The following is a 17,220-nucleotide window of genomic DNA, read 5'->3' on the forward strand; positions in this document are numbered from 1 at the left end:
TGCACACGGGCCTGGCCGACCCCACCATCCCCAACTTCGAAAGAGAAGAAATCCTGCCAAGTACTTGACGCGGGACATGTCACAAGCGACCACAGCGGGACCGTTCGCAAAGTGATGGCACATTCGCGAACTTTGGAAGTCACCCGCACGCCCGCCGTAGAAGCCCATCGAGCAAACGCGCATGTCGGTGTCTTCACGCTCCGACACATCGAGGGCGCAGCTTCCCGCGATGGGATAGTGACTGTCGTACGGTTCGAGGACACTGAAATCTTGGAACACCCAGTGGGCGGGCAAGAGTTGGAGGAGCTGATGAGGAACCACGACGTGAGGCACCCGCTGATGTCGATACGTCGCGTAGACCCGCGGTTCTTTGACAGCATCCTCCGACGACAGCAGCTTGGAGCTCGATGACCGCCGTCCTACTGTCGGTGCGACCCCGATATGCCCACGCGATCTTGGCTGGCACCAAGACCGCGGAAGTCCGCCGCAGATTCCCGCACCAGCCTCCCGGAACGACGCTCTATCTATATTCGAGCACGCCCGATAGGGCGGTTCTGGGCACCGCGCAGCTTGACGCGATCGACCGCCCCAGCGCGGATCGAGTCTGGAATCTGTACCGGGATCAAATCGAGATCGAGAAGGCGGCGCTCGGCGACTACCTCTCGGATCTCGAAGCGGCCGCGATTCTGCGCATCAACAACGCCAGCCGCTGGAACCATCCGGTGTCTCTGCGCGACCTACGTCTGGGCCTAGCAATCGAACCGCCCCAAAGCTTCCGGTATCTGACAGACGAACACATCGGAATCCTTGAGGCACTACGCGGGCGGGAAGCAAACGCTCTGTCGTGCTCAGTGGCTGGCGCATAGCAGGGTTCTCACGCGTATCCCGCCCGATCCGGATTGCGCGGGAGCGCCCCGCCTACGCGCAATGCCCGCAAGGGGATGCGGCCACATGACTCCGACGAGTCCGCTCCCGACGGTTCATCTTGAACTCAACGACCAGGTGGACGCCCCTCAGATGCGGGTCCCGTGGCGGCCTGCAGTTGCTGGGCCACCTTCGCGGCGAAGGTCGAATCGGCCAGGATGCGCCGCACGACGTCGTCCGCGACCCGGTTGACATCTATGGCGCCGTTGTATTCGACTGCCGTGTCGCGTGGGCCGGTGAAGTCGACCTTCATTGTGTATGCGCTCTCGCCGTTGTCGCCGTATGCCGAGAGCACGTGGTCGTAGACGAGCTGCACCTTGGTCTGGAAGATATCGACGGTGTACGGGTCGGGGAGGCCCGCGTCGAGCACGGATCGGATCGTACTGTCGACGTCGCTCATGACATCGACCTTGCGCCGCCAGTCCTGGACGAGCTTGTCGTGGAGGTGCTCCAGCAGAGACTTCGCGCTGGCCTTCACTCGCTGCTGTTCCTCCTGGGTGAGGACCGGGTCGGGCTGGGTGAGCAGGTCGAAGATCGCCAGTTCCTCCTCGGTCATGCCCTCTCGGACGGCGCGTTCTTCCTCGTGGGTGAGGGTGTGGGTCATCTCGATGAGCCGTTTGAGGTATTCGTCGATGTTGACGCTGCCAGCGTTGTAGTCGGCGATGAGCTGCTCGATCCGCTCGACAAGCTCGTAGCGAGTCGGGTTGCGTATCGCCGCGCTGACAGCGCGCGCGAGAAGGAGCTGAGCGAGCCGGTCGGTCTCGGCACGCTTGCGTCCCGCAAGCTTGCGGGCCAGTCCTTCGAAGTCGATCTGCGACAGATCGAGCAACGGGTCCGGGGTGACCCCCTCGGCGGCGGCCCGGATGACGTACTCCTCCGCCCCGACCGAGCGGTCCAAGAGAGCGTCCACGGCGTCGACGACGCCGCTGATGTCGGGCTGCGGAGGCTTGGTGACATCGGTGATGCGCTCCGCGAGCACCCGGATCGCGGCGACGGAGCGCTGCTGGGCCGCAGCCTTCGGATTTGGGAGCAGCGCTTTGAAGAGCCGCCGAATGAGGCGCGCCCGCACGAGGAAGTCATTCCACGTCTCGTCGTCTACGAGCAGCGCCTCGACGGCCGCGTCGCGCTTGGCGATGTGATCGAAGCCGGTCGCGTCGCGCATCGCGATGAGGTCTACACCGGCGCCGGTGCAGAACGTGATCAGCGCGGCGACGGCGGTGTCGAGTTCACCGGCGAGGGCGTCGATGATCTCGATCGGCGGCTCGCCTGCGGAGGCTGCCCCGTAAATAGCGAGGGCGTTCTCGAGGTTCCGGAACACGCCGACATAGTCGACGATGAGGCCGTTGTCCTTCTCAGGGAACACCCGGTTGGCGCGCGCGATGGTCTGCATGAGGGTGTGGTTCCGCATCGGCCGGTCGAGGTACACCGTGGACACGCTCGGCGCGTCGAACCCAGTCATCCACATCGCACACACGAATACGATTCGCAACGCATCTTCGGGGTCCTTGAACTTCTCGGCGAGGTCCTCGCGGATCATCCGCGCCCGATGGGGACGGATGTCCAAACCTTGGTCGTCGAGCATCTTCAGCTCGTTCTGGCTCTGCGAAACGACCACGGCCATGTCGGTCGACTCCATGAGTGCGATCCGCGACGCCAACCACGGGCGCTCCAGCTCCGGCAGTGCGTCATGCTGAAGCTTCAACTCCGCCAGATGCGCAGCCCATGCCTCCTGGACGAGGTCGTACATCCGCACGGCGGCAGCCTTGTCCAGACCCACGTACATCGCCTTGCCGCTGAACCCGCGGCCCACGAAGTGACGCACCAGGTCGGCAGCGATCGCCTGCAGACGCTCCGGCCGGGTCAGCAGCACGTATTGGTTGCCCAGCGCTTTGACCAGCGCGCCCTCGGCCTCGTCGTCGATCTCGGCGTCGTTGAGGATGACTTCCAGCTCGTCGGCGAAGTCGGGGTTGATCAACTGCAGTTCGGGGATGCGGTTCTCGTAGTGCAGCGGCACCGTCGAGCCGTCTTCGATCGCATCACGGAAGTTGTAAACCGACACGTATTCGCCGAACTGCGCCCGGGTTGCCTGCTCCTCCGCGGCGATCAGGGGGGTACCGGTGAACCCCATCATGGATGCAGCGGGCAGCGCCCGCCGCATGTTCAACGCGAGAGTGTCGTACTGGGAGCGGTGGGCCTCGTCGGTGATGACGATGATGTCGGACCGAGTCGAAAGCACCGGCATCTCCCGCTCGTCCACTGCGGGCTGGAACTTCTGGATCAGCGTGAACACGTACCGATGATTCGCAGCGAGCAGCGTGCGCAGGCCCACGATCGACTCGGCGTGCACCTGCGCCCCGGCGGGGATCGCCCCAGCGTCAGCGAACTCGCCGTGCAACTGGGCGTCGAGTTCTTTCCGGTCAGTGACCATCACGAACGTCCACTTGCCCGGCACCTGCCGCAGCACCTTCTGCGTGAACCACAGCATCGACAGGCTCTTGCCCGACCCCTGCGTGTGCCAGAACACCCCGAGTCGCTTGTCCTGCGAGGCCCGCGCACGTTGAAGGTTCTCTATCGCGGCGTTCACCCCGTAGTACTGGTGTGAGCGGGCTATCACCTTGATCAGACCGCCGGGGCGTTCCATGTATGCGACGAAGTTCTCGAACAGGTCGAGCAGCACCGCCGGATCGCACGGTCCGCGCAGCGCCGTCTCCAGCGCGATCTTCCCGCGGGCGCCCTTCGCGTCGGTGACCTTCCAGTCGCCGAAGAACTCCCACGGGGAATACGTCGACCCGACCTTCGCCTTGCTGCCGTTGGAGACGAGCACGAACAGGTTCGGGACGAACAGCTGCGGGATCGTGTCACGATAATCTGTGACGTTGTCGTCGAAGCCCTTCTTGACGTCCTCGTTCGGGTGTTTGAACTCCATGAGTACCAGCGGGATGCCGTTGACGAACAGCGCCACATCCAGGCGTCGGCTGTGCAGGCTTCCCTTCACCCACATCTGCTGCACCGCCAGCAGATCGTTCGCCGACGGGCCCGCCAGATCGAGGTACCGGAGCAGCTCGATGCGCTTGTCGCCGATCTCGTCGACCCACTCGGCCCGATAGCCATCGCGGAGCAGGTCGTACACCTCGCGATTCGCCCGCACCCTATCCATCACCGAGCGGTCCTTCGTCACAGCCTCGACCGCCTCGTCGATCGCCGCGTCCGGCGCGTCGGCCGGGTTCAGCCGGCGGATCGCGGCGCGCAGGCGATGGGTGAGGAATACCTCGTGCTGCGAGTCGCGGCCCAGCGTGCCGTTTCCACCGAGCGTCTCCTGCCATGCGTCAACACGAGACCAGCCCAGCTCGGCGAGGAGTTGCATGCTCGGCTCCTCTACGAACATGGCCTCCGGTCCGTGCGCCGCCATCATGCGACCGCGTCCTCCAGCACACGATCGAAGTTGAGTGATGTCACGTCGATCTGGCCCGTCACCAAACGCGGAAGCAGCAGGTCCCGCACCGCGCCGAGGTTTGTCGCCTGCCGATGCAGAAGGTCGACCTGGGCGAACATTGGAGCAGCGGCGGCTTCGAACGATTGGGCAACGTACTGGGGCGGAACGGCGAGGAAGTAGGTGTCGAAGCACTCATTCCGCACGCGCTGCCGACCACTGGCACCGACCATGCTCGCGATGGCGTTGTGGCGGAACGCCTCCTGCCTCGCCAAGCAGTATGTGAATGCTCGACCTATCTGCCTTCCGCGCATGACGATGAACTCCGTCGAGCCAAGTCCCACCTCGCCGTCTTCGAGGCACTGCACGAACCCGGTCTTTCCGTTCTGCAATGAAGGATTGATGCGTGCGAGCAGCGTGTCGCCATTCGCGAAGCGAGCGCCTGACCCACCCGAGCGGGTCTCGCTCGGCAAGCAGACCATGCTCGTTTCGCTCACATCGCCCATTGCGATGAATGGGTGCTCGACCGTCCTGTTCAGCTTGATTGAGGGGTTTATCTCCACAGCCTCGGACGCAGCTCTGACGTTCCACCCCTCGGGGATGAGGCCAACCGCAGAATCGACGAGCTGGACAGACTCGTATCCGGGGTAGCGAAAGTTCACGAACCACTCCCGGTAGATCGCCCGCGCCATCTCCTCCAGCACCCGAACCCGCCGCCGATTGTTGTCGATCAACCCGTCAAGAGCTCCGAGAAACTCACCGACCGATTGCTGCACCCGAAGGTCAGGGAAACCAATCCGTACGCGGTAGAGGCGTTCCGGCGCTGTGTGCCGAACCGTTGCGCCAGTCGCCGTGGCGCGGACCTGAGCTCGGGCTGACTCGGAGAGCATCGAGTAGTAGAGGAAGCGTTCATCGACCTGCGCACCTGGCTTGATCTGAACCAGACCGAGCCGCTGATTGTGAAGCATGACCGGCTCGCTCGGAACAAACGCCGGCGACCCGAGGATCGGAGCAGCCTGCGTGAGGTCTGTCATGACGACAAGCATGTCACCAGGCTCAAGTTCAAACTCGGGCGGGTAGATGCCGGCGTAGTAGTCGTCTTTACCGGGACGAAGCTTGATTCCGCCGCCGACTGGGAAGTTTCCAGGCTTCAGTACGAGCTTGTCACCGGTCTCCGCGAAGTGCTCGCCCTTGAAGGCATAGCCATGCTTCACATGGATCAGCTCGCCCAACGTCGTCGTCGGCCAATCACTCATGCGTCGAGGATCCCGGTGATCGCGGCATCCACCCTGGTCCGCAGTTCCGCGGCCTCGTCACTCAAGCGGGTGAACTCCTCGAACAGCGACTCCAGCTTGATCGCGAAGTCCTCCTCGTCGTCGTCTATGGCGGCGGTCCCGATGTAGCGGCCGGGGTTCAGGCTCCAGCCCTGGGCCTCAATCTCGGCGCGGGTTGCGACCTTGCACAGGCCCGCGACATCCGCGTACTTGCCGTCGGAGAAGTTTCCGGCAATCAGCGCGCCGCTGCCCGCGTGGGTCTCTACGTCCTCACCGCGGTATAGGCGAACGATGTTGGCGAGGTACTCGATCTGCTCGGGCAGGAAGTCTCGGTGGGCACGGTCGATCTGGCGGAAGATGTGCCGGGCGTCGATAAACAGCACCGTGTCTTCGCGGGGCGTGCCCGACTTGGCCTTGTCGAGGAACCAGAGCGTGACCGGCAGGGTGACGGTATAGAAGAAGTTCGAGCTGATCGCGACCATGACGTCAACCGCGCCGGTCTTGACGAGCTGCTTGCGGATCTCCTTCTCGGAGTGCCCGGCATCCCCCGCCGAGTTGGCCATGACGAACCCGGCCCGGCCTGTGTCTGTGAGGGCGGAGTAGAACTGCTGGATCCACAGGTAGTTCGCGTTGTCGGCCTTGGGCATTCCGAACGGGAACCGCTTGTCGCCGGCGAGCTGTTCCTTCTTGACCTTGTCGACATTGAACGGCGGGTTAGCCATCACGTAGTCGAACGCGCCCACCGCCTTGTGCGGGTCTTCGTAGTAGCTGTTGGCCTGTCGGATCTCACCGGACAGGCCATGCAGGGCGAGGTTCATCTTCGCCAGCGGCACGGTGTCATCCGTCTTCTCCGCGCCGTAGATCGACAGCTTGTGGGTGGCGGACTCGTGGTGCCGCTCGACGAACTTCCCGCATTGCACGAACATGCCGCCCGACCCGCACGCGGGGTCGAAAACCCGGCCCTGGAACGGTTCGAGGATCTCGACGATGAGCCGGACGATCGAGTACGGGGTGAAGTACTCGCCGCCGCCCTTCCCCTCCTGGGCGGCGAAGTTCGAGAGGAAGTCCTCGTAGATGAACCCGAACGCGTCGCCGGAGAGTTGAGTCGGCAGCGGGGCGAACAGCCGTAGTAGCTCGATGAGGGTCGCACGCTCAAGCTTCTGGTAGCCGCGCGGGAGGATGTCCTTCAGCTCTGGATTCGCCGCCTCGATCGCCTTGATCGCCTCATCGACCGCTTTTCCGATGTCGTCGCCCTCGGGCCGATTGACGATGTGCGAGAGCCGCGACTCGTCCGGGACGTAGAGCACCGACTTCGCTTTGTAGTCGGCGGGCTGGGCAGGGTTGCGCGCGCTGCGATTCGACTCGACCTCGCCGCGCACCTCCTCGAAACGGTTCTCCGCATACGCGAGGAATACCAACCCCAGCACGGGGTCGCGATACTGCACCGGCGTCAGCTTCGAGTTCGCGCGCAGTTCATCGGCGGCGGCCCAGAGCGTGGCTCGCACTTTCTCCAAGTCGGTGGTTCTCACCCCTGAAGGCTACCGACCGACGCCGACGCACGACGAGCGGACGACGCCGGCTAGTCGATCGCATTCGCACGTCGCGTTGCCGCACGCAGCGGTCCCGCTTCCGGACAATGCCCGTAGGGGGATCCGAATCGGTCGCCCGAAGCGGTCCCCGATTCGGGCACCGTCCGCAACGGATCCTCTAAAAGCGTCGCGATTAGGGACCGGCTATGGGCGTCGTAGTCGTCCAAACTCGCTCGTTCCGGAATCAGAACTGTCGACCCCGCCTCAGTCGGGGGATTCGTCCTTGGCGCGATTGGGCAGTCTGTCGTAACCGGCGTCTTCCGGGATGCCCGTAATATTCCACGGCTGAGTGATTACCTTCTCCCGATCCGCACCCTGCAGTCGCGTCGGCGAGTAGATGACCCAAGGAAGTCCGTCGATCGGTCGGAGGGCGATCTTCCTGTCAGCCCCGTTGCCGTCCACGAGCGCTTGCAGGATGGCCGCTGCGTCATCGACGACCGCGTGATGGCTGTAATAGGCGATGTCCGGGATTTCTAGCAGCTCGCCGAACATCTGGATACCGAAGCCGTCATACGTTGCGACGAACGCACGGCCTTCGGTGAGCAGGAGCCGCAAGCCCTCGTCCATACTGCCGTCAAGCGTGCCCCCGAAGGTGCCGTCGTTCGGGTGCGCTACCGCGTATCCCTCCACGAGCAGTCGCATGACGCGAGCCGATACCACGTCTGTGCTGTCCAAGTCAGAGGCCAGGCGCAGCGGAACGTCGAAATGATGCTCGAGGAAGCAGAGGTCTTCGATGAAGGCGATGAAGCGAACATCAGGTGTCAGGTCCAGGGCGCCAGGAAAGGTCAGAAGGATCGGAGCAAGCGCATCGAAGGACAAGGAGAGAGTTGTCGCCTCGCTACCCGCGGCGATGAAGCGCAGAACGCGTCGGATCTCCCGAGCCGTCGAACCAATGAAGTTTGTGGTGAACGTGACGTTGCCGGACTCATCCTGTTTTGATGGCAGGGTGCAGCGCTGGGTCATCCCCCCTTCAAGCGCCGCATCGAAGGTCATGCCCCCGTAGCCGCGTGCTGACGCCACCGTTTTTGCCGCGGAGGCTTACCAAGGGTCGCCCAGCTGCGTCGCGCAACTCGACACGGATCAACCTTGGCTCGTGCGCCTCTTCCTCGGGGCGTAGCTGAATCTCAATGTCAGCGAGTTTCTCCCGGAACCATTCGGGCCCTGTCTTTTCGAATGACCGGACTACACGCGCGTGCAGGCGGACCGGTTGTGTGATGCCGAACTTCATAGCCGCCTCCAGCTGGGTCTGCAGATCGACATCGTCCACTGTAAACCCGAGCGTGAGATTCAGCCCGAGTGGTTCTCGCTCTGCAGAATCCCGACGCTTTGCGAAATAGGTCTCGAGATAGGTGCCGTCGTCAGCCAGGGCGAAGGACGTTCCCCAGTACTCGCTACGTCCGTGTAGGCGGTCTGAGAGTCGACGAACCTCGGATTGGAGATCACTCGGCCTTGCCAACGCCGCTTCTGGGCGATGAACTGCAGTGAGCAATTCGAGAGCGCGATCCGTTGTGAACCGCTCCTCAATATCTGGATGCTTCGCGAGCAGGAGATCCATCTCCGTCGGGGTGACGAAGCGCACCGCGACACTCCGACCTCTCCGCATTGCTCGCACGGCCTTGCGCTCCTGGACTGCCACCTTTCTGTGCACGACCAGCGTCCAGACCGGTGGGTCGTGCTTCATCGCCTCATTGAACGAGCGCTTGATCTGGTCGCGGCGCTTCACGTGGCCCCCTGAGAAGCCTTCCGGGAAGTACTTCAGTTGGAAGATGTTGATGAGCTGGCCGGTTTGTTTCGCGCGCACATCTATGTCGATCCCGCCGTCGCCTCCTCGACCGTCGACTGCCATCGCTGTCTGCCCATCCGTGCTGTATTCGCGGACGAGCAGACTTTCCGCCAGAGAGTTAAAGCTTTCCTCATCCAGGCGAGACCAATTCACCCGACTATCGCCCATCGCGTACCCTCCGCCGTCCCAAGGACTAACGTAGGCGTCCAGCTTGGGAGACGCCGGGGCGGCACGCCTCTGCTCCGTGTTCGTGCGACCACCGTCAAACGTTTAGGTGCAGCGATCGGGAACAGGTCTGCAACCTCGCTCGTCAGTGCGGGGACGCAAGCTCACTGACGTCCCCGCTCGCGCCCGCGTAAAGATCCCCCGCGTGAACGTCAGTTCTTCTCACCCCCGGCGCTCCCAGCTACCCAGCACCTCCGCCGCGCGGAGTGTGGAGACCGAGGAGTACCGCAGGACCGGAGCGCGGCGGAGGGCCGAGACTACGCGCGAAAGCGCCACACGCAGCGCAACGGATGTGCAACATCGGCAGGTGACTGACTTCGAACCTCGTCGCCCAGCCGATAACCTTCCGGAAGGAGGGCAAATGCGCGTTGATTTCTCGCCGTGGCGTTTACGGGATGCCCCCGCATTCGACGCGCTCAACGAGGTGGCCCATCAGTCGATCGCTACACTCGTTGCGCAATCTCGGACCGGCCGCATGTCCGCGGAAGAAGCTGCCGCGCGAGTTCGTGAGTTGCGCTCGCTCGTCCAGGCCGTTGACGGCTACGACGGGGAGGCGATTGCTGGCGCGATCGCCGAGCTGCAGTCGGAGCTCGATGAAGCACGGCGGGGTACATAAGTGATGCCCTCCGATGAGATCGACCGGATCTTCGACCGCGACATCCGCCCGCTCGTTTTCGCCGACGCCGAGGAAATCGAGCCTGAGCTTGTGATCCTGTCTGGCCAGCCCGGGTCGGGTCGCGCGCAGGCGATATCGCGTATCCAAGCCGCAGCGCAGCATCGTCTCGACGTCGTGAGTGGTGATGAGTTGCGTGCCTTCCATCCGCGATACACGGATCTGGCCGGCACTGCTGACGGTGAGGGTGAGCTGGCGACTGCGGCGGCGCAGTGGGTGGGTGCCTGCATCGCGTATGCGCGGGATCATCGACGGTCGGTGCTGCTGAAGGGATCGTTTGAGAACCCGGATGCTGTTACCGGAACCCTCCGACTGTTCGCCGGGCACGGGTTTCGGACGCGGGTGTTTATAGTCGGTGTGCCGGCGCGCGAGAGCCTCCTGACGTTGGCGTCGACGCACCTGTCACGCATCCAAGCGGGTCGTGCATCGCAGTTCACGGACGCGCAAGAACACCAGGCAGGCTTTCGCGCGACGCGGGCGGTCGCCACCGCGGTCGAGACCAGCGCTCCCGACAGTCGGCTCGTGGTGCTAGACCGTCGCGGAAGCACGGTCTTCGACAGCGAGACGCCGGTGCCCGACCAGGGCGGGAGCGGGGTTGAGGCGCTTCTCGACGCGCAGTCTGCAACGCCGTCGACGATGGACACGGTGGAATGGTTGGGCGAACTTCGCCGCGTAAGCGAGTTCGCACAGTCGTTGCGACGCCCCGACCGAGAGGTGCTCGAGGCTCTCGTTGAGTTGCATGAGCTCGCGCTCCGGGAGGTGACCCCGCACCTGCCGTCTTTCGAGGGTTCCGATGTGCTTGCCGTCCAGAAGCGGAGCATCGCTACCCGACTGGTCGAGCTGCGCCGGACGTCGGCGCCGACCGAGACCGTCGACGCAGCGGGTCCGGTGGTCGGTCCCGCCGGCCCTGACCGCGGGGGCGTGTCTCGATGACCCGGGAGCTGCAGGTACCGGTGACTTCGGGACTCAGGCTCTTCGGCCGTCAGTGACTCTGTGAGGTCCGAAGTTCCGAACTTCGGGAGTCCGATAGTTTGCGGGTGGTTGGTTCGGTATGCGGGTGTCCTGGGATAGCCGGCTGCGGTCAGCGGGGCGGGTGGTGCGTAGTGCCGGGTCGTGGAATAGCGGACCGAGCGGCAGCGAGGGAGCAGATGCCGCGAAAGCCCGGAACGGAGCAACACCCGGCCCGCTACACTCTCACGGCCCAGGAAGCCCAGTCGGCGTTCGCGATCATGTGAGTGCGTGGAGGGCGTCGCTGAGCCAGCGGAGGTAGGTGTTCCACGGGTCTCGGCCCGCGGCGACCTCGAGGGTGTGTGCGAGGAGTTCGGGAGTGGCGGTGAACCATTCCCCGCCTTCGCGGAGGTGGCTGAATTGGTCGTGACGGTGCTGTTCGACGTTTCGGCCGCCGCGTTCGAAGGCGAGCAGCTCGTCGTGCCAGAGGGTGGCGAGGCGGTGTCGGGGGTTGGTGGTGGTGCCGATCTTGATCCGGTTGTCGTAGCGGAGGTAGTAGACGACCTCGATCGTTGGGCGCGGCAAATCGGGATCGATCACATCCCCGGCCCGCCACCCGCACGTCCCGCACACCCACCGGCCGTGGTGGCGGGCACCGTGGGTGGCGGTGCACAGCCAGCACGGGTCTGGCATCCGGCGCACGCTCACCCCGGCAGGTTACGGGCCAGGTCGGACGTCGCGTGAGCGCGCTGCCGCGGTTCAGTCGGTCGTGAGGGCCATGACGTCGCGGATGAAGGTGCGGCGGTCGGCGGTGGGGTCGGTGATGAGTTCGCGGATGCGGTCGCTGAGACCGCGGCGGTGTGGGAGGAACAGGTCGCCGAGGGGTTCGATGCACCAGTCGATGTCTTCTTGGATGCTGTAGCCGGGTTCTTCGTGGTGTTTGGTGGGGTACCAGGTGAATGCGGCGACGGCGGTGCGGTAGATGACGGCTTCGGCGTCTGCACGGTCAAGCATGGGGGTCTGCCTTCCTGGTTGGCTTCAGTGTCACAGTCCGAGGCCTCTCCCCGGTGTCGCGGGCCCGGCGTGGGGGCCTGTCGCGTCTGGCCGGCGATTGGGGAGGCGCGGTGTGTGGCGGAGGCTGTCGTTGATGTTGCGAGCGATCTCATCCAGCCGGGCATCCTCCGCAGCCTGTGCGGCGTCCCTGCGGGCTTGCTCGCGTTCCCGAGCAATCCGGCGGAACACTTCCTTATCCGTGGGATCGACGAACTTGTGTCCGACCGCCGCCTGACCGGCGAGGTACACGTCGGCACGGGCTCGCTGGCAGTCCCGTTCCCAGGCCGCGATCATCTCCGGGCTGACCGCATACTCCTCCTTCAGGCGCGCGATCTGTTCCGGAGTGCGCCGGGTGGTGAAGAACGCGGTCGCGGCGGCAAGGTTCCTCGCGCGTTCCGCACTGCTGGTGCGGTGCAGGCGCTCGGTGGGGAGCCCGCCCTGTTGGCGGTTCTTCTCCCGTCGCCGCCAGGCAGCCGCCGCCTGTTTTGCTCGATCCTTGTTCGCCTGGTAGCGGGCGCGGCTTTTCGCTTTCACCTCGTCCTTGTGCCGTTCGTAGTAGTCCCGCGCGGCGGCCCGGCGGGCTTGGGGGTTGTCACGATGCGCGTCGCGTTTCGCCGCCAGTCGTTCCTCGCGGTGCCGCTGATAGTCCGCCGCATTGTTTGCGCGGCGCCGCTCGCGAAACCCGTCCGGGTCCTCCTCTAGTTGTCGGGCGACGTACGCGCGGGAGTATCCGACCCACTTGTCCTTGTTCGCGGCGTAGTACTGCCGGGACCGCTCCGCACGCCTCGCACGCTTGTCCTCCTCCGCGCGCTTGCGCTGCGCCTGGGCGCGCATGTACCCGCGGTTGTACGTGCGGGCGTGTTCCCGGTTCCGCTCCTTGTACGCGGCCTGCAGCTCCCGCCGCCTGTCCCGGGTGAGCTTCCGATACCACTTGCCCTTCTCGCGCTGATACTCGGGTCCGTGGATGGGTAGGCCGTCGCGTTCACGCTGGTCCTTCCACTCCTGCAGAGCAGGCGATTCCTTGCTGCGGTGCCGCCGGGGCACGCGCGGCCGTCGTTCGTCGTCGGTCATGACATGCCCCTCCCTGCGGTGACGGACCCCAGCGTGACGCCGGGACCGTACGGTGCGTTCCGCGATAGCTGGTTGAGGGAGGCTAGGTGGTCGATGCGGTCGGGGCGGAACCCGGACCAGTGATGTTCGGGCTCACCGTCGACGACGACGACGGGCGCTTGGCTGTAGCCGAGGTCCTCGGTGACGTAGTCACGAGCCGCCGCGTTGACGTCGAGGGTGAGATCGATCTCGCTGTGGCGGATGCCTGCTTCGTCGAGGCGTCGGCGGGTGAGCCGGCACTGCACGCACGCAGGCCCCGTCGTGTACACGGTGACGCTGACCATCACGACACCTCCCCCGCCGCACCCCGGCCCGCACGGTGAGCAGGCGTGCTGGAGTCTGTAAGTCCGGCGGTCACGGAGCGTCGGAGTGCTTCCTCGGTGGACCCGGTCAGGTGGTGCTGGTGGGTGAGGAGCAGGTCGATCGCGACACGGATGAGGGTGTTTTCGGTGATGCGTTCTGCTCGCACGGTGCGTCGGCGCATCAGTGTTCGTGCGAGGGCGGAGAGCGCGGCGTACTGGTCTTCCCGCATGCGTGCTTCCTTGCGGGTCAGCCGCGCGAACATCGGCGCGGACGCGTCCGTGTCCTCCGCGTGGACCCGGGTTCGAGTGTCGGTGAGGGTCGCGGCGAGGTCGATGCGGGGCATGGCACTCACCAGCTCCCCACGGGTGCGGGCTCGAGCATCCCGGACAGTTCATGGCCGAGTCGGGTGACGTCCGCGATGACCCCCGCGGTGGACCGGTTGTCCCGAAGCGTGGTCACGACCCGCCCGAGAACGGGTGCATCCGCGTGGGTCTTGTACTGCCGCAGGTGGGTATCAAAGCGCGGGATGCCCCAGGTGGAGTCCAGGAGCGCCCGCCATGTGGGCAACTGGGCGGGGATGCGCGGATCGATCCGGTTCAACACCACGGCGTGCCGAACATGCCGCGGTTCGATCAGCGTCGTGATCGTCCGAATGGTCGGTTCGACCGCGAGCGGCTCCGGAGTGAGCGGGACGACCGCGAAGTCCACCTCATCCAGGACCGTCTCCAGGGGCTTGGTGTCCTCCAACGACCCGGGGGTGTCGACCAGGACGACGTCGTACGTCGCGTGCAGCTCACGCAGCCGGACGAGGACGTTTGGCCTGCCCGCGAAATCAAACGGCAGGGCACTGCGGGCGTTGCCAGCCCACCAGACACTGGACTGCTGCGGGTCCACATCCACCACCAACACCCGACGCCGACGGGACAGGGTCGCCGCGAGCTGAATGGCAACGGTCGTCTTACCCACCCCGCCCTTCTGGTTCACGACCGCGACGATCCGCAGAGACTGGTCAGCGTTCACGAGAGCCTCCGGGGAAGGTGTGGCTGGCAACCCACAGCGTCAGTGGTTCCAGCGGGTAGACGACGGTGCGCCCGAGCCGACAGAACGGTGGACCCTGTCGTCGATGCCGCCAGATCGCGAGCGCGTTCTCCGTCACGCCGGGGAGTTGCTCTGCGACCTGCGCGGGCGTGAGATACACCTCGGGAAGCCCGACCGCGGGCCGGTTCGCTGTCATTGTCATCTCTGAACCTCGCCTGCATTTCAAACAGTGGGATTGACAAGAGTGTTGTACTTAGATATTCACTTAGTCAAGGGGTTCTCGTGAATCCGCAGTGCGGTAAGGCAAACTGAGGAGGTGAAGGTCGACGTGAAGACACCCGACGGCGACAATATGACCGCTCTAGCAGCGACGCTGCCGGTCGGGTCCGCACTGCGCATCGCGCCCCAGTTCGTCGCAACCGCTACAAACGACGACACCGGCATCGAAACCGCCGTCGAAGCGAAGTACTACTCCGAGGCGGGCCGTTACGTCATGACGGCTGTCGTCAACCGGGCCACCCGGGAAGACTTCGACGAACCGGCCATGCGGCGCGTCGTTACCCAGGCGATCCTGCAAGCCGCGATCCCCCAGTGCATTGCGCTGCAAATGAGCGACGACGCAGACGCCCCGTGGATCACGGTCGCTGATCTCACTGCGAACGAAGGGCGCATCATCCCCGAATGGATGGCCGAAGCCGTCGTCAAACGCGGCATGAAAGCCGAACGCATGGACGTCATCGAAATCCTCTACGGTACCGCAGCCCTCGCCGGGTTCCCCCCGGTCAAAGCCGTGCAAGTCGAACTCGGTGTCCCCCACCGCACCGCGGCGGACTGGATCTACAAAGCCCGCGCCGCCGGTCGCCTCGAAGGAATGAGCTACACGCCCGGCCGACAGGCGGATGGGTAGCGTACTGGCGTACAAGACCACCGAAGGCAAGCGTTACCTCGTCCGCTACAAAAAGCCGGACGGCACTCACGCGGCGAAGCGCGGCTTCCGCACAAAGTTCGCAGCCGAGGAGTACCTGGCAAGCGTCACGGTCGCGATCTCTGCGAATCAGTACATCGACCCCACCGACGCTCGAGTCACGATCGCGGAGCTCGCCGAGACCTGGCTGCAGGACCAGGCGGCCGTGCTCAAACCCTCGTCCCTGCACCCGCTTCAATCCACCTGGAGGGTGCACGTGGAGCCGCGCTGGGGCCGCGTGCAGGTCGCCGCGGTCCGTTACAGCGACGTGCGGGCGTGGATCACCGAACTGAGCGCCAAGCGGGGTGCGACGACCGTGATTCGCGCCCACGGCATCCTGGCATCCGTGCTCGACATCGCGCTGCGAGACCGACGGCTCTCCGACAACCCTGCCCGCAACATCCGTCTACCGCGAAAGCGCGCGAAGCACCGCGTATACCTCACCCACTCGCAGGTCGACGAGCTGGCGGATCAGTCAACGCACCCGGAGGTGATCTACTTCCTTGCGTACACGGGCCTCCGATGGGGTGAGGCCAGCGGGCTTCGTCTGCGAGATGTCAGTCTCGACCGTGGACGCGTGCACGTCCGCGAGAACGCGGTGATGGTCAACGGCACGGTCCACGTCGGAACACCCAAGACGCACGTGAATCGGTCCGTACCCTACCCGGCGTTCATCGATCCTCTCCTGCGCGCCCAGATGATCGGCAAACGTGGCGACAGCCTGCTCTTCGGCGACGGTCAGACACACATGCCCCTACCCAATTCACAAAACGGGTGGTTCGCAGGCGCCGTCCGACGGGCAATGAAGCAGGACCCGGACTTCCCGCAGGTGAGCCCTCACGATCTGCGCCACACCGCAGCCAGCCTCGCCATCAGCGCAGGCGCGAACGTGAAGGCGGTCCAGCGGATGCTCGGGCACGCGTCCGCAGCGATGACGCTCGACACGTACGCCGACCTATTCGACGACGACCTCGACCACGTCGCCAGCGCCCTCACCCGCGCGCGCGACGCACGAACGATCACAATCCCCGAACCGCCGAACACCTCGGTCCGGTACCCCGATACCGCTAGCCCATACGCGGCGATCGAGCCAGGTCGCCAGCCTGGAGGCCTCGGTCTGTGAAAGCGGCGGGGGAGATATTCACCCCTAAGGGTCGCTGAATCGCTCGCAACCCTAGCCGAGCAGCCCGACACTCGGCTTGGCACCCTCCTGCTATCTGCAATCGGCATCGTCTCGGAAGGCATGGGGTATGAGACCGAGAGGTTACGAGAAACTTCAGCGGCCCGAGAATGGGCGTGCAGCGGTCGGCTCAGGCTTGGATTGTGAGGAATCACGCGCGAATCCTCAGCCATCGTGGGGTGCGGCCATATACCTGCGATACGCCGAGCCGAACTGTCGATGCAGGTGATTCTCCTCTATGGGCACCCAGACCCGATATGCGGCCATGAGTGCTCCTGTCAGCAGAGCGCCCTTGACGGACCGGCGAAGAGCGGACGTCGCGAACAACGCCACGACGGCCCCGAGGTACTGCGGATTCCGGTTATAGCGATAGATGCCGCCGGTCACCAGTTCACCCACGTCGGTTCCGCTGAGCTGAGCAGGGCTGGCAAAGCGACGCATACCGGCGAGGCACATCGACATGCCCGCGACGGTCAGGGCTTGAAGCGTCCCTCGTACCGGCTTTGCGAGAGGTGGAGCCGTGGTTGCTGTGGCGAATGCATCGAGAAGGAGCGCCGCGTGGATGCCGTAGGTGGCCCACATCCATGCGGCTGTTGGTCCCGAAAGCGTGCCCTGCGATCGGATTTCCTGCTTCATCCGGCGAAGAAGAATCGGCGCACTGACCGATAACGTGATTGTTTGTATCAGTTTCATCCGTCGGGGCATTACTCCTCCATCATCTCGACG

The 17,220-nt window shown here is 64.7% G+C and carries 18 protein-coding genes; 5 read left to right on the top strand and 13 right to left on the bottom strand.

Annotated features, from left to right (window positions below):
• Positions 1–407 precede the first annotated feature (407 nt).
• Positions 408–866, top strand: a complete 459-nt coding sequence (locus M4I32_RS13280; protein WP_319034963.1) for an ASCH domain-containing protein — start codon at positions 408–410, stop codon at positions 864–866.
• A 125-nt stretch (positions 867–991) separates the two neighbouring features.
• On the opposite strand, the gene M4I32_RS13285 is transcribed toward M4I32_RS13280, so the two are convergent.
• The 5 genes from M4I32_RS13285 to M4I32_RS13305 all read right to left on the bottom strand — a co-directional run bounded on the left by M4I32_RS13285 (position 992) and on the right by M4I32_RS13305 (position 9,168).
• Positions 992–4,336 (bottom strand): type I restriction endonuclease subunit R, encoded by a 3,345-nt coding sequence (locus tag M4I32_RS13285; RefSeq protein ID WP_319034964.1) that lies wholly within the window; start codon positions 4,334–4,336, stop codon positions 992–994.
• Positions 4,333–5,610: a restriction endonuclease subunit S gene (locus M4I32_RS13290; RefSeq protein ID WP_319034965.1), complete on the bottom strand. Its 1,278-nt coding sequence runs from the start codon at positions 5,608–5,610 to the stop codon at positions 4,333–4,335. Before M4I32_RS13290 ends, M4I32_RS13285 begins: the two co-directional genes overlap by 4 nt.
• Positions 5,607–7,157: a class I SAM-dependent DNA methyltransferase gene (locus M4I32_RS13295; protein ID WP_319034966.1), complete on the bottom strand. Its 1,551-nt coding sequence runs from the start codon at positions 7,155–7,157 to the stop codon at positions 5,607–5,609. Before M4I32_RS13295 ends, M4I32_RS13290 begins: the two co-directional genes overlap by 4 nt.
• A 264-nt stretch (positions 7,158–7,421) precedes the next feature.
• Positions 7,422–8,210 (bottom strand): hypothetical protein, encoded by a 789-nt coding sequence (locus M4I32_RS13300; RefSeq protein WP_319034967.1) that lies wholly within the window; start codon positions 8,208–8,210, stop codon positions 7,422–7,424.
• Positions 8,188–9,168, bottom strand: a complete 981-nt coding sequence (locus M4I32_RS13305) for a hypothetical protein (RefSeq protein ID WP_319034968.1) — start codon at positions 9,166–9,168, stop codon at positions 8,188–8,190. The genes M4I32_RS13300 and M4I32_RS13305 overlap by 23 nt, the downstream gene beginning before the upstream one ends.
• 418 nt (positions 9,169–9,586) lie before the next feature.
• On the opposite strand from M4I32_RS13305, the gene M4I32_RS13310 reads away from it, so the two are divergent.
• On the top strand, positions 9,587–9,841 hold the full coding sequence (locus tag M4I32_RS13310) for a hypothetical protein (RefSeq protein WP_319034969.1): 255 nt from the start codon (positions 9,587–9,589) through the stop codon (positions 9,839–9,841).
• Between the two features lie 3 nt (positions 9,842–9,844).
• Positions 9,845–10,831 carry a zeta toxin family protein gene (locus M4I32_RS13315; RefSeq protein WP_319034970.1) on the top strand — a complete coding sequence of 329 codons (987 nt, stop codon included), beginning with the start codon at positions 9,845–9,847 and terminating at the stop codon, positions 10,829–10,831.
• A gap of 294 nt (positions 10,832–11,125) precedes the next feature.
• Here the strand turns inward: M4I32_RS13315 and M4I32_RS13320 are convergent, their stop codons facing one another.
• The 7 genes from M4I32_RS13320 to M4I32_RS13350 form a co-directional block, all read right to left on the bottom strand.
• Complete coding sequence (locus M4I32_RS13320; RefSeq protein WP_319034971.1) at positions 11,126–11,431, bottom strand: GIY-YIG nuclease family protein; 306 nt, start codon at positions 11,429–11,431, stop codon at positions 11,126–11,128.
• A 174-nt stretch (positions 11,432–11,605) separates the two neighbouring features.
• Positions 11,606–11,860 carry a hypothetical protein gene (locus tag M4I32_RS13325; RefSeq protein WP_319034972.1) on the bottom strand — a complete coding sequence of 85 codons (255 nt, stop codon included), beginning with the start codon at positions 11,858–11,860 and terminating at the stop codon, positions 11,606–11,608.
• A gap of 30 nt (positions 11,861–11,890) precedes the next feature.
• Positions 11,891–12,970, bottom strand: coding sequence for a hypothetical protein (locus tag M4I32_RS13330; RefSeq protein WP_319034973.1), 1,080 nt, complete (start codon positions 12,968–12,970; stop codon positions 11,891–11,893).
• The gene (locus tag M4I32_RS13335) at positions 12,967–13,293 is read right to left on the bottom strand and encodes a glutaredoxin family protein (protein ID WP_319034974.1); all 327 of its coding nucleotides are present in this window, start codon (positions 13,291–13,293) and stop codon (positions 12,967–12,969) included. The genes M4I32_RS13330 and M4I32_RS13335 overlap by 4 nt, the downstream gene beginning before the upstream one ends.
• Positions 13,293–13,664, bottom strand: coding sequence for a hypothetical protein (locus tag M4I32_RS13340; protein WP_319034975.1), 372 nt, complete (start codon positions 13,662–13,664; stop codon positions 13,293–13,295). The genes M4I32_RS13335 and M4I32_RS13340 overlap by 1 nt, the downstream gene beginning before the upstream one ends.
• Positions 13,661–14,332 (bottom strand): ParA family protein, encoded by a 672-nt coding sequence (locus M4I32_RS13345; protein ID WP_319034976.1) that lies wholly within the window; start codon positions 14,330–14,332, stop codon positions 13,661–13,663. Before M4I32_RS13345 ends, M4I32_RS13340 begins: the two co-directional genes overlap by 4 nt.
• On the bottom strand, positions 14,322–14,552 hold the full coding sequence (locus M4I32_RS13350; protein WP_319034977.1) for a hypothetical protein: 231 nt from the start codon (positions 14,550–14,552) through the stop codon (positions 14,322–14,324). The genes M4I32_RS13345 and M4I32_RS13350 overlap by 11 nt, the downstream gene beginning before the upstream one ends.
• 114 nt (positions 14,553–14,666) lie before the next feature.
• Between M4I32_RS13350 and M4I32_RS13355 the strand changes: the two genes are divergently transcribed.
• Both M4I32_RS13355 and M4I32_RS13360 read left to right on the top strand, forming a co-directional pair.
• Positions 14,667–15,257, top strand: a complete 591-nt coding sequence (locus M4I32_RS13355) for a hypothetical protein (RefSeq protein WP_319034978.1) — start codon at positions 14,667–14,669, stop codon at positions 15,255–15,257.
• Positions 15,250–16,437 carry a tyrosine-type recombinase/integrase gene (locus M4I32_RS13360; RefSeq protein ID WP_319034979.1) on the top strand — a complete coding sequence of 396 codons (1,188 nt, stop codon included), beginning with the start codon at positions 15,250–15,252 and terminating at the stop codon, positions 16,435–16,437. Before M4I32_RS13355 ends, M4I32_RS13360 begins: the two co-directional genes overlap by 8 nt.
• Positions 16,438–16,659: 222 nt before the next feature.
• Here M4I32_RS13360 and M4I32_RS13365 read toward each other — a convergent pair whose 3' ends face one another.
• Entirely contained in the window at positions 16,660–17,187 is a 528-nt protein-coding gene (locus M4I32_RS13365) for an isoprenylcysteine carboxylmethyltransferase family protein (protein ID WP_319034980.1), read from the bottom strand.
• Between the last annotated feature and the right edge of the window lie 33 nt (positions 17,188–17,220).

The sequence above is a fragment of the Microbacterium sp. LRZ72 genome (genome assembly GCF_033792225.1).
In the GTDB taxonomy this organism is placed as follows: Bacteria; Actinomycetota; Actinomycetes; order Actinomycetales; family Microbacteriaceae; genus Microbacterium.

Coding starts and splice junctions, on each gene's coding strand:
- M4I32_RS13315 (WP_319034970.1), top strand. CDS start 9,845: ATGCCCTCCGATGAGATCGACCGGATCTTCGACCGCGACATCCGCCCG.
- M4I32_RS13285 (WP_319034964.1), bottom strand. CDS start 4,336: ATGATGGCGGCGCACGGACCGGAGGCCATGTTCGTAGAGGAGCCGAGC.
- M4I32_RS13310 (WP_319034969.1), top strand. CDS start 9,587: ATGCGCGTTGATTTCTCGCCGTGGCGTTTACGGGATGCCCCCGCATTC.
- M4I32_RS13350 (WP_319034977.1), bottom strand. CDS start 14,552: ATGACAATGACAGCGAACCGGCCCGCGGTCGGGCTTCCCGAGGTGTAT.
- M4I32_RS13280 (WP_319034963.1), top strand. CDS start 408: ATGACCGCCGTCCTACTGTCGGTGCGACCCCGATATGCCCACGCGATC.
- M4I32_RS13365 (WP_319034980.1), bottom strand. CDS start 17,187: ATGAAACTGATACAAACAATCACGTTATCGGTCAGTGCGCCGATTCTT.
- M4I32_RS13300 (WP_319034967.1), bottom strand. CDS start 8,210: ATGACCTTCGATGCGGCGCTTGAAGGGGGGATGACCCAGCGCTGCACC.
- M4I32_RS13360 (WP_319034979.1), top strand. CDS start 15,250: ATGGGTAGCGTACTGGCGTACAAGACCACCGAAGGCAAGCGTTACCTC.
- M4I32_RS13325 (WP_319034972.1), bottom strand. CDS start 11,860: ATGCTTGACCGTGCAGACGCCGAAGCCGTCATCTACCGCACCGCCGTC.
- M4I32_RS13330 (WP_319034973.1), bottom strand. CDS start 12,970: ATGACCGACGACGAACGACGGCCGCGCGTGCCCCGGCGGCACCGCAGC.
- M4I32_RS13290 (WP_319034965.1), bottom strand. CDS start 5,610: ATGAGTGATTGGCCGACGACGACGTTGGGCGAGCTGATCCATGTGAAG.
- M4I32_RS13335 (WP_319034974.1), bottom strand. CDS start 13,293: ATGGTCAGCGTCACCGTGTACACGACGGGGCCTGCGTGCGTGCAGTGC.
- M4I32_RS13305 (WP_319034968.1), bottom strand. CDS start 9,168: ATGGGCGATAGTCGGGTGAATTGGTCTCGCCTGGATGAGGAAAGCTTT.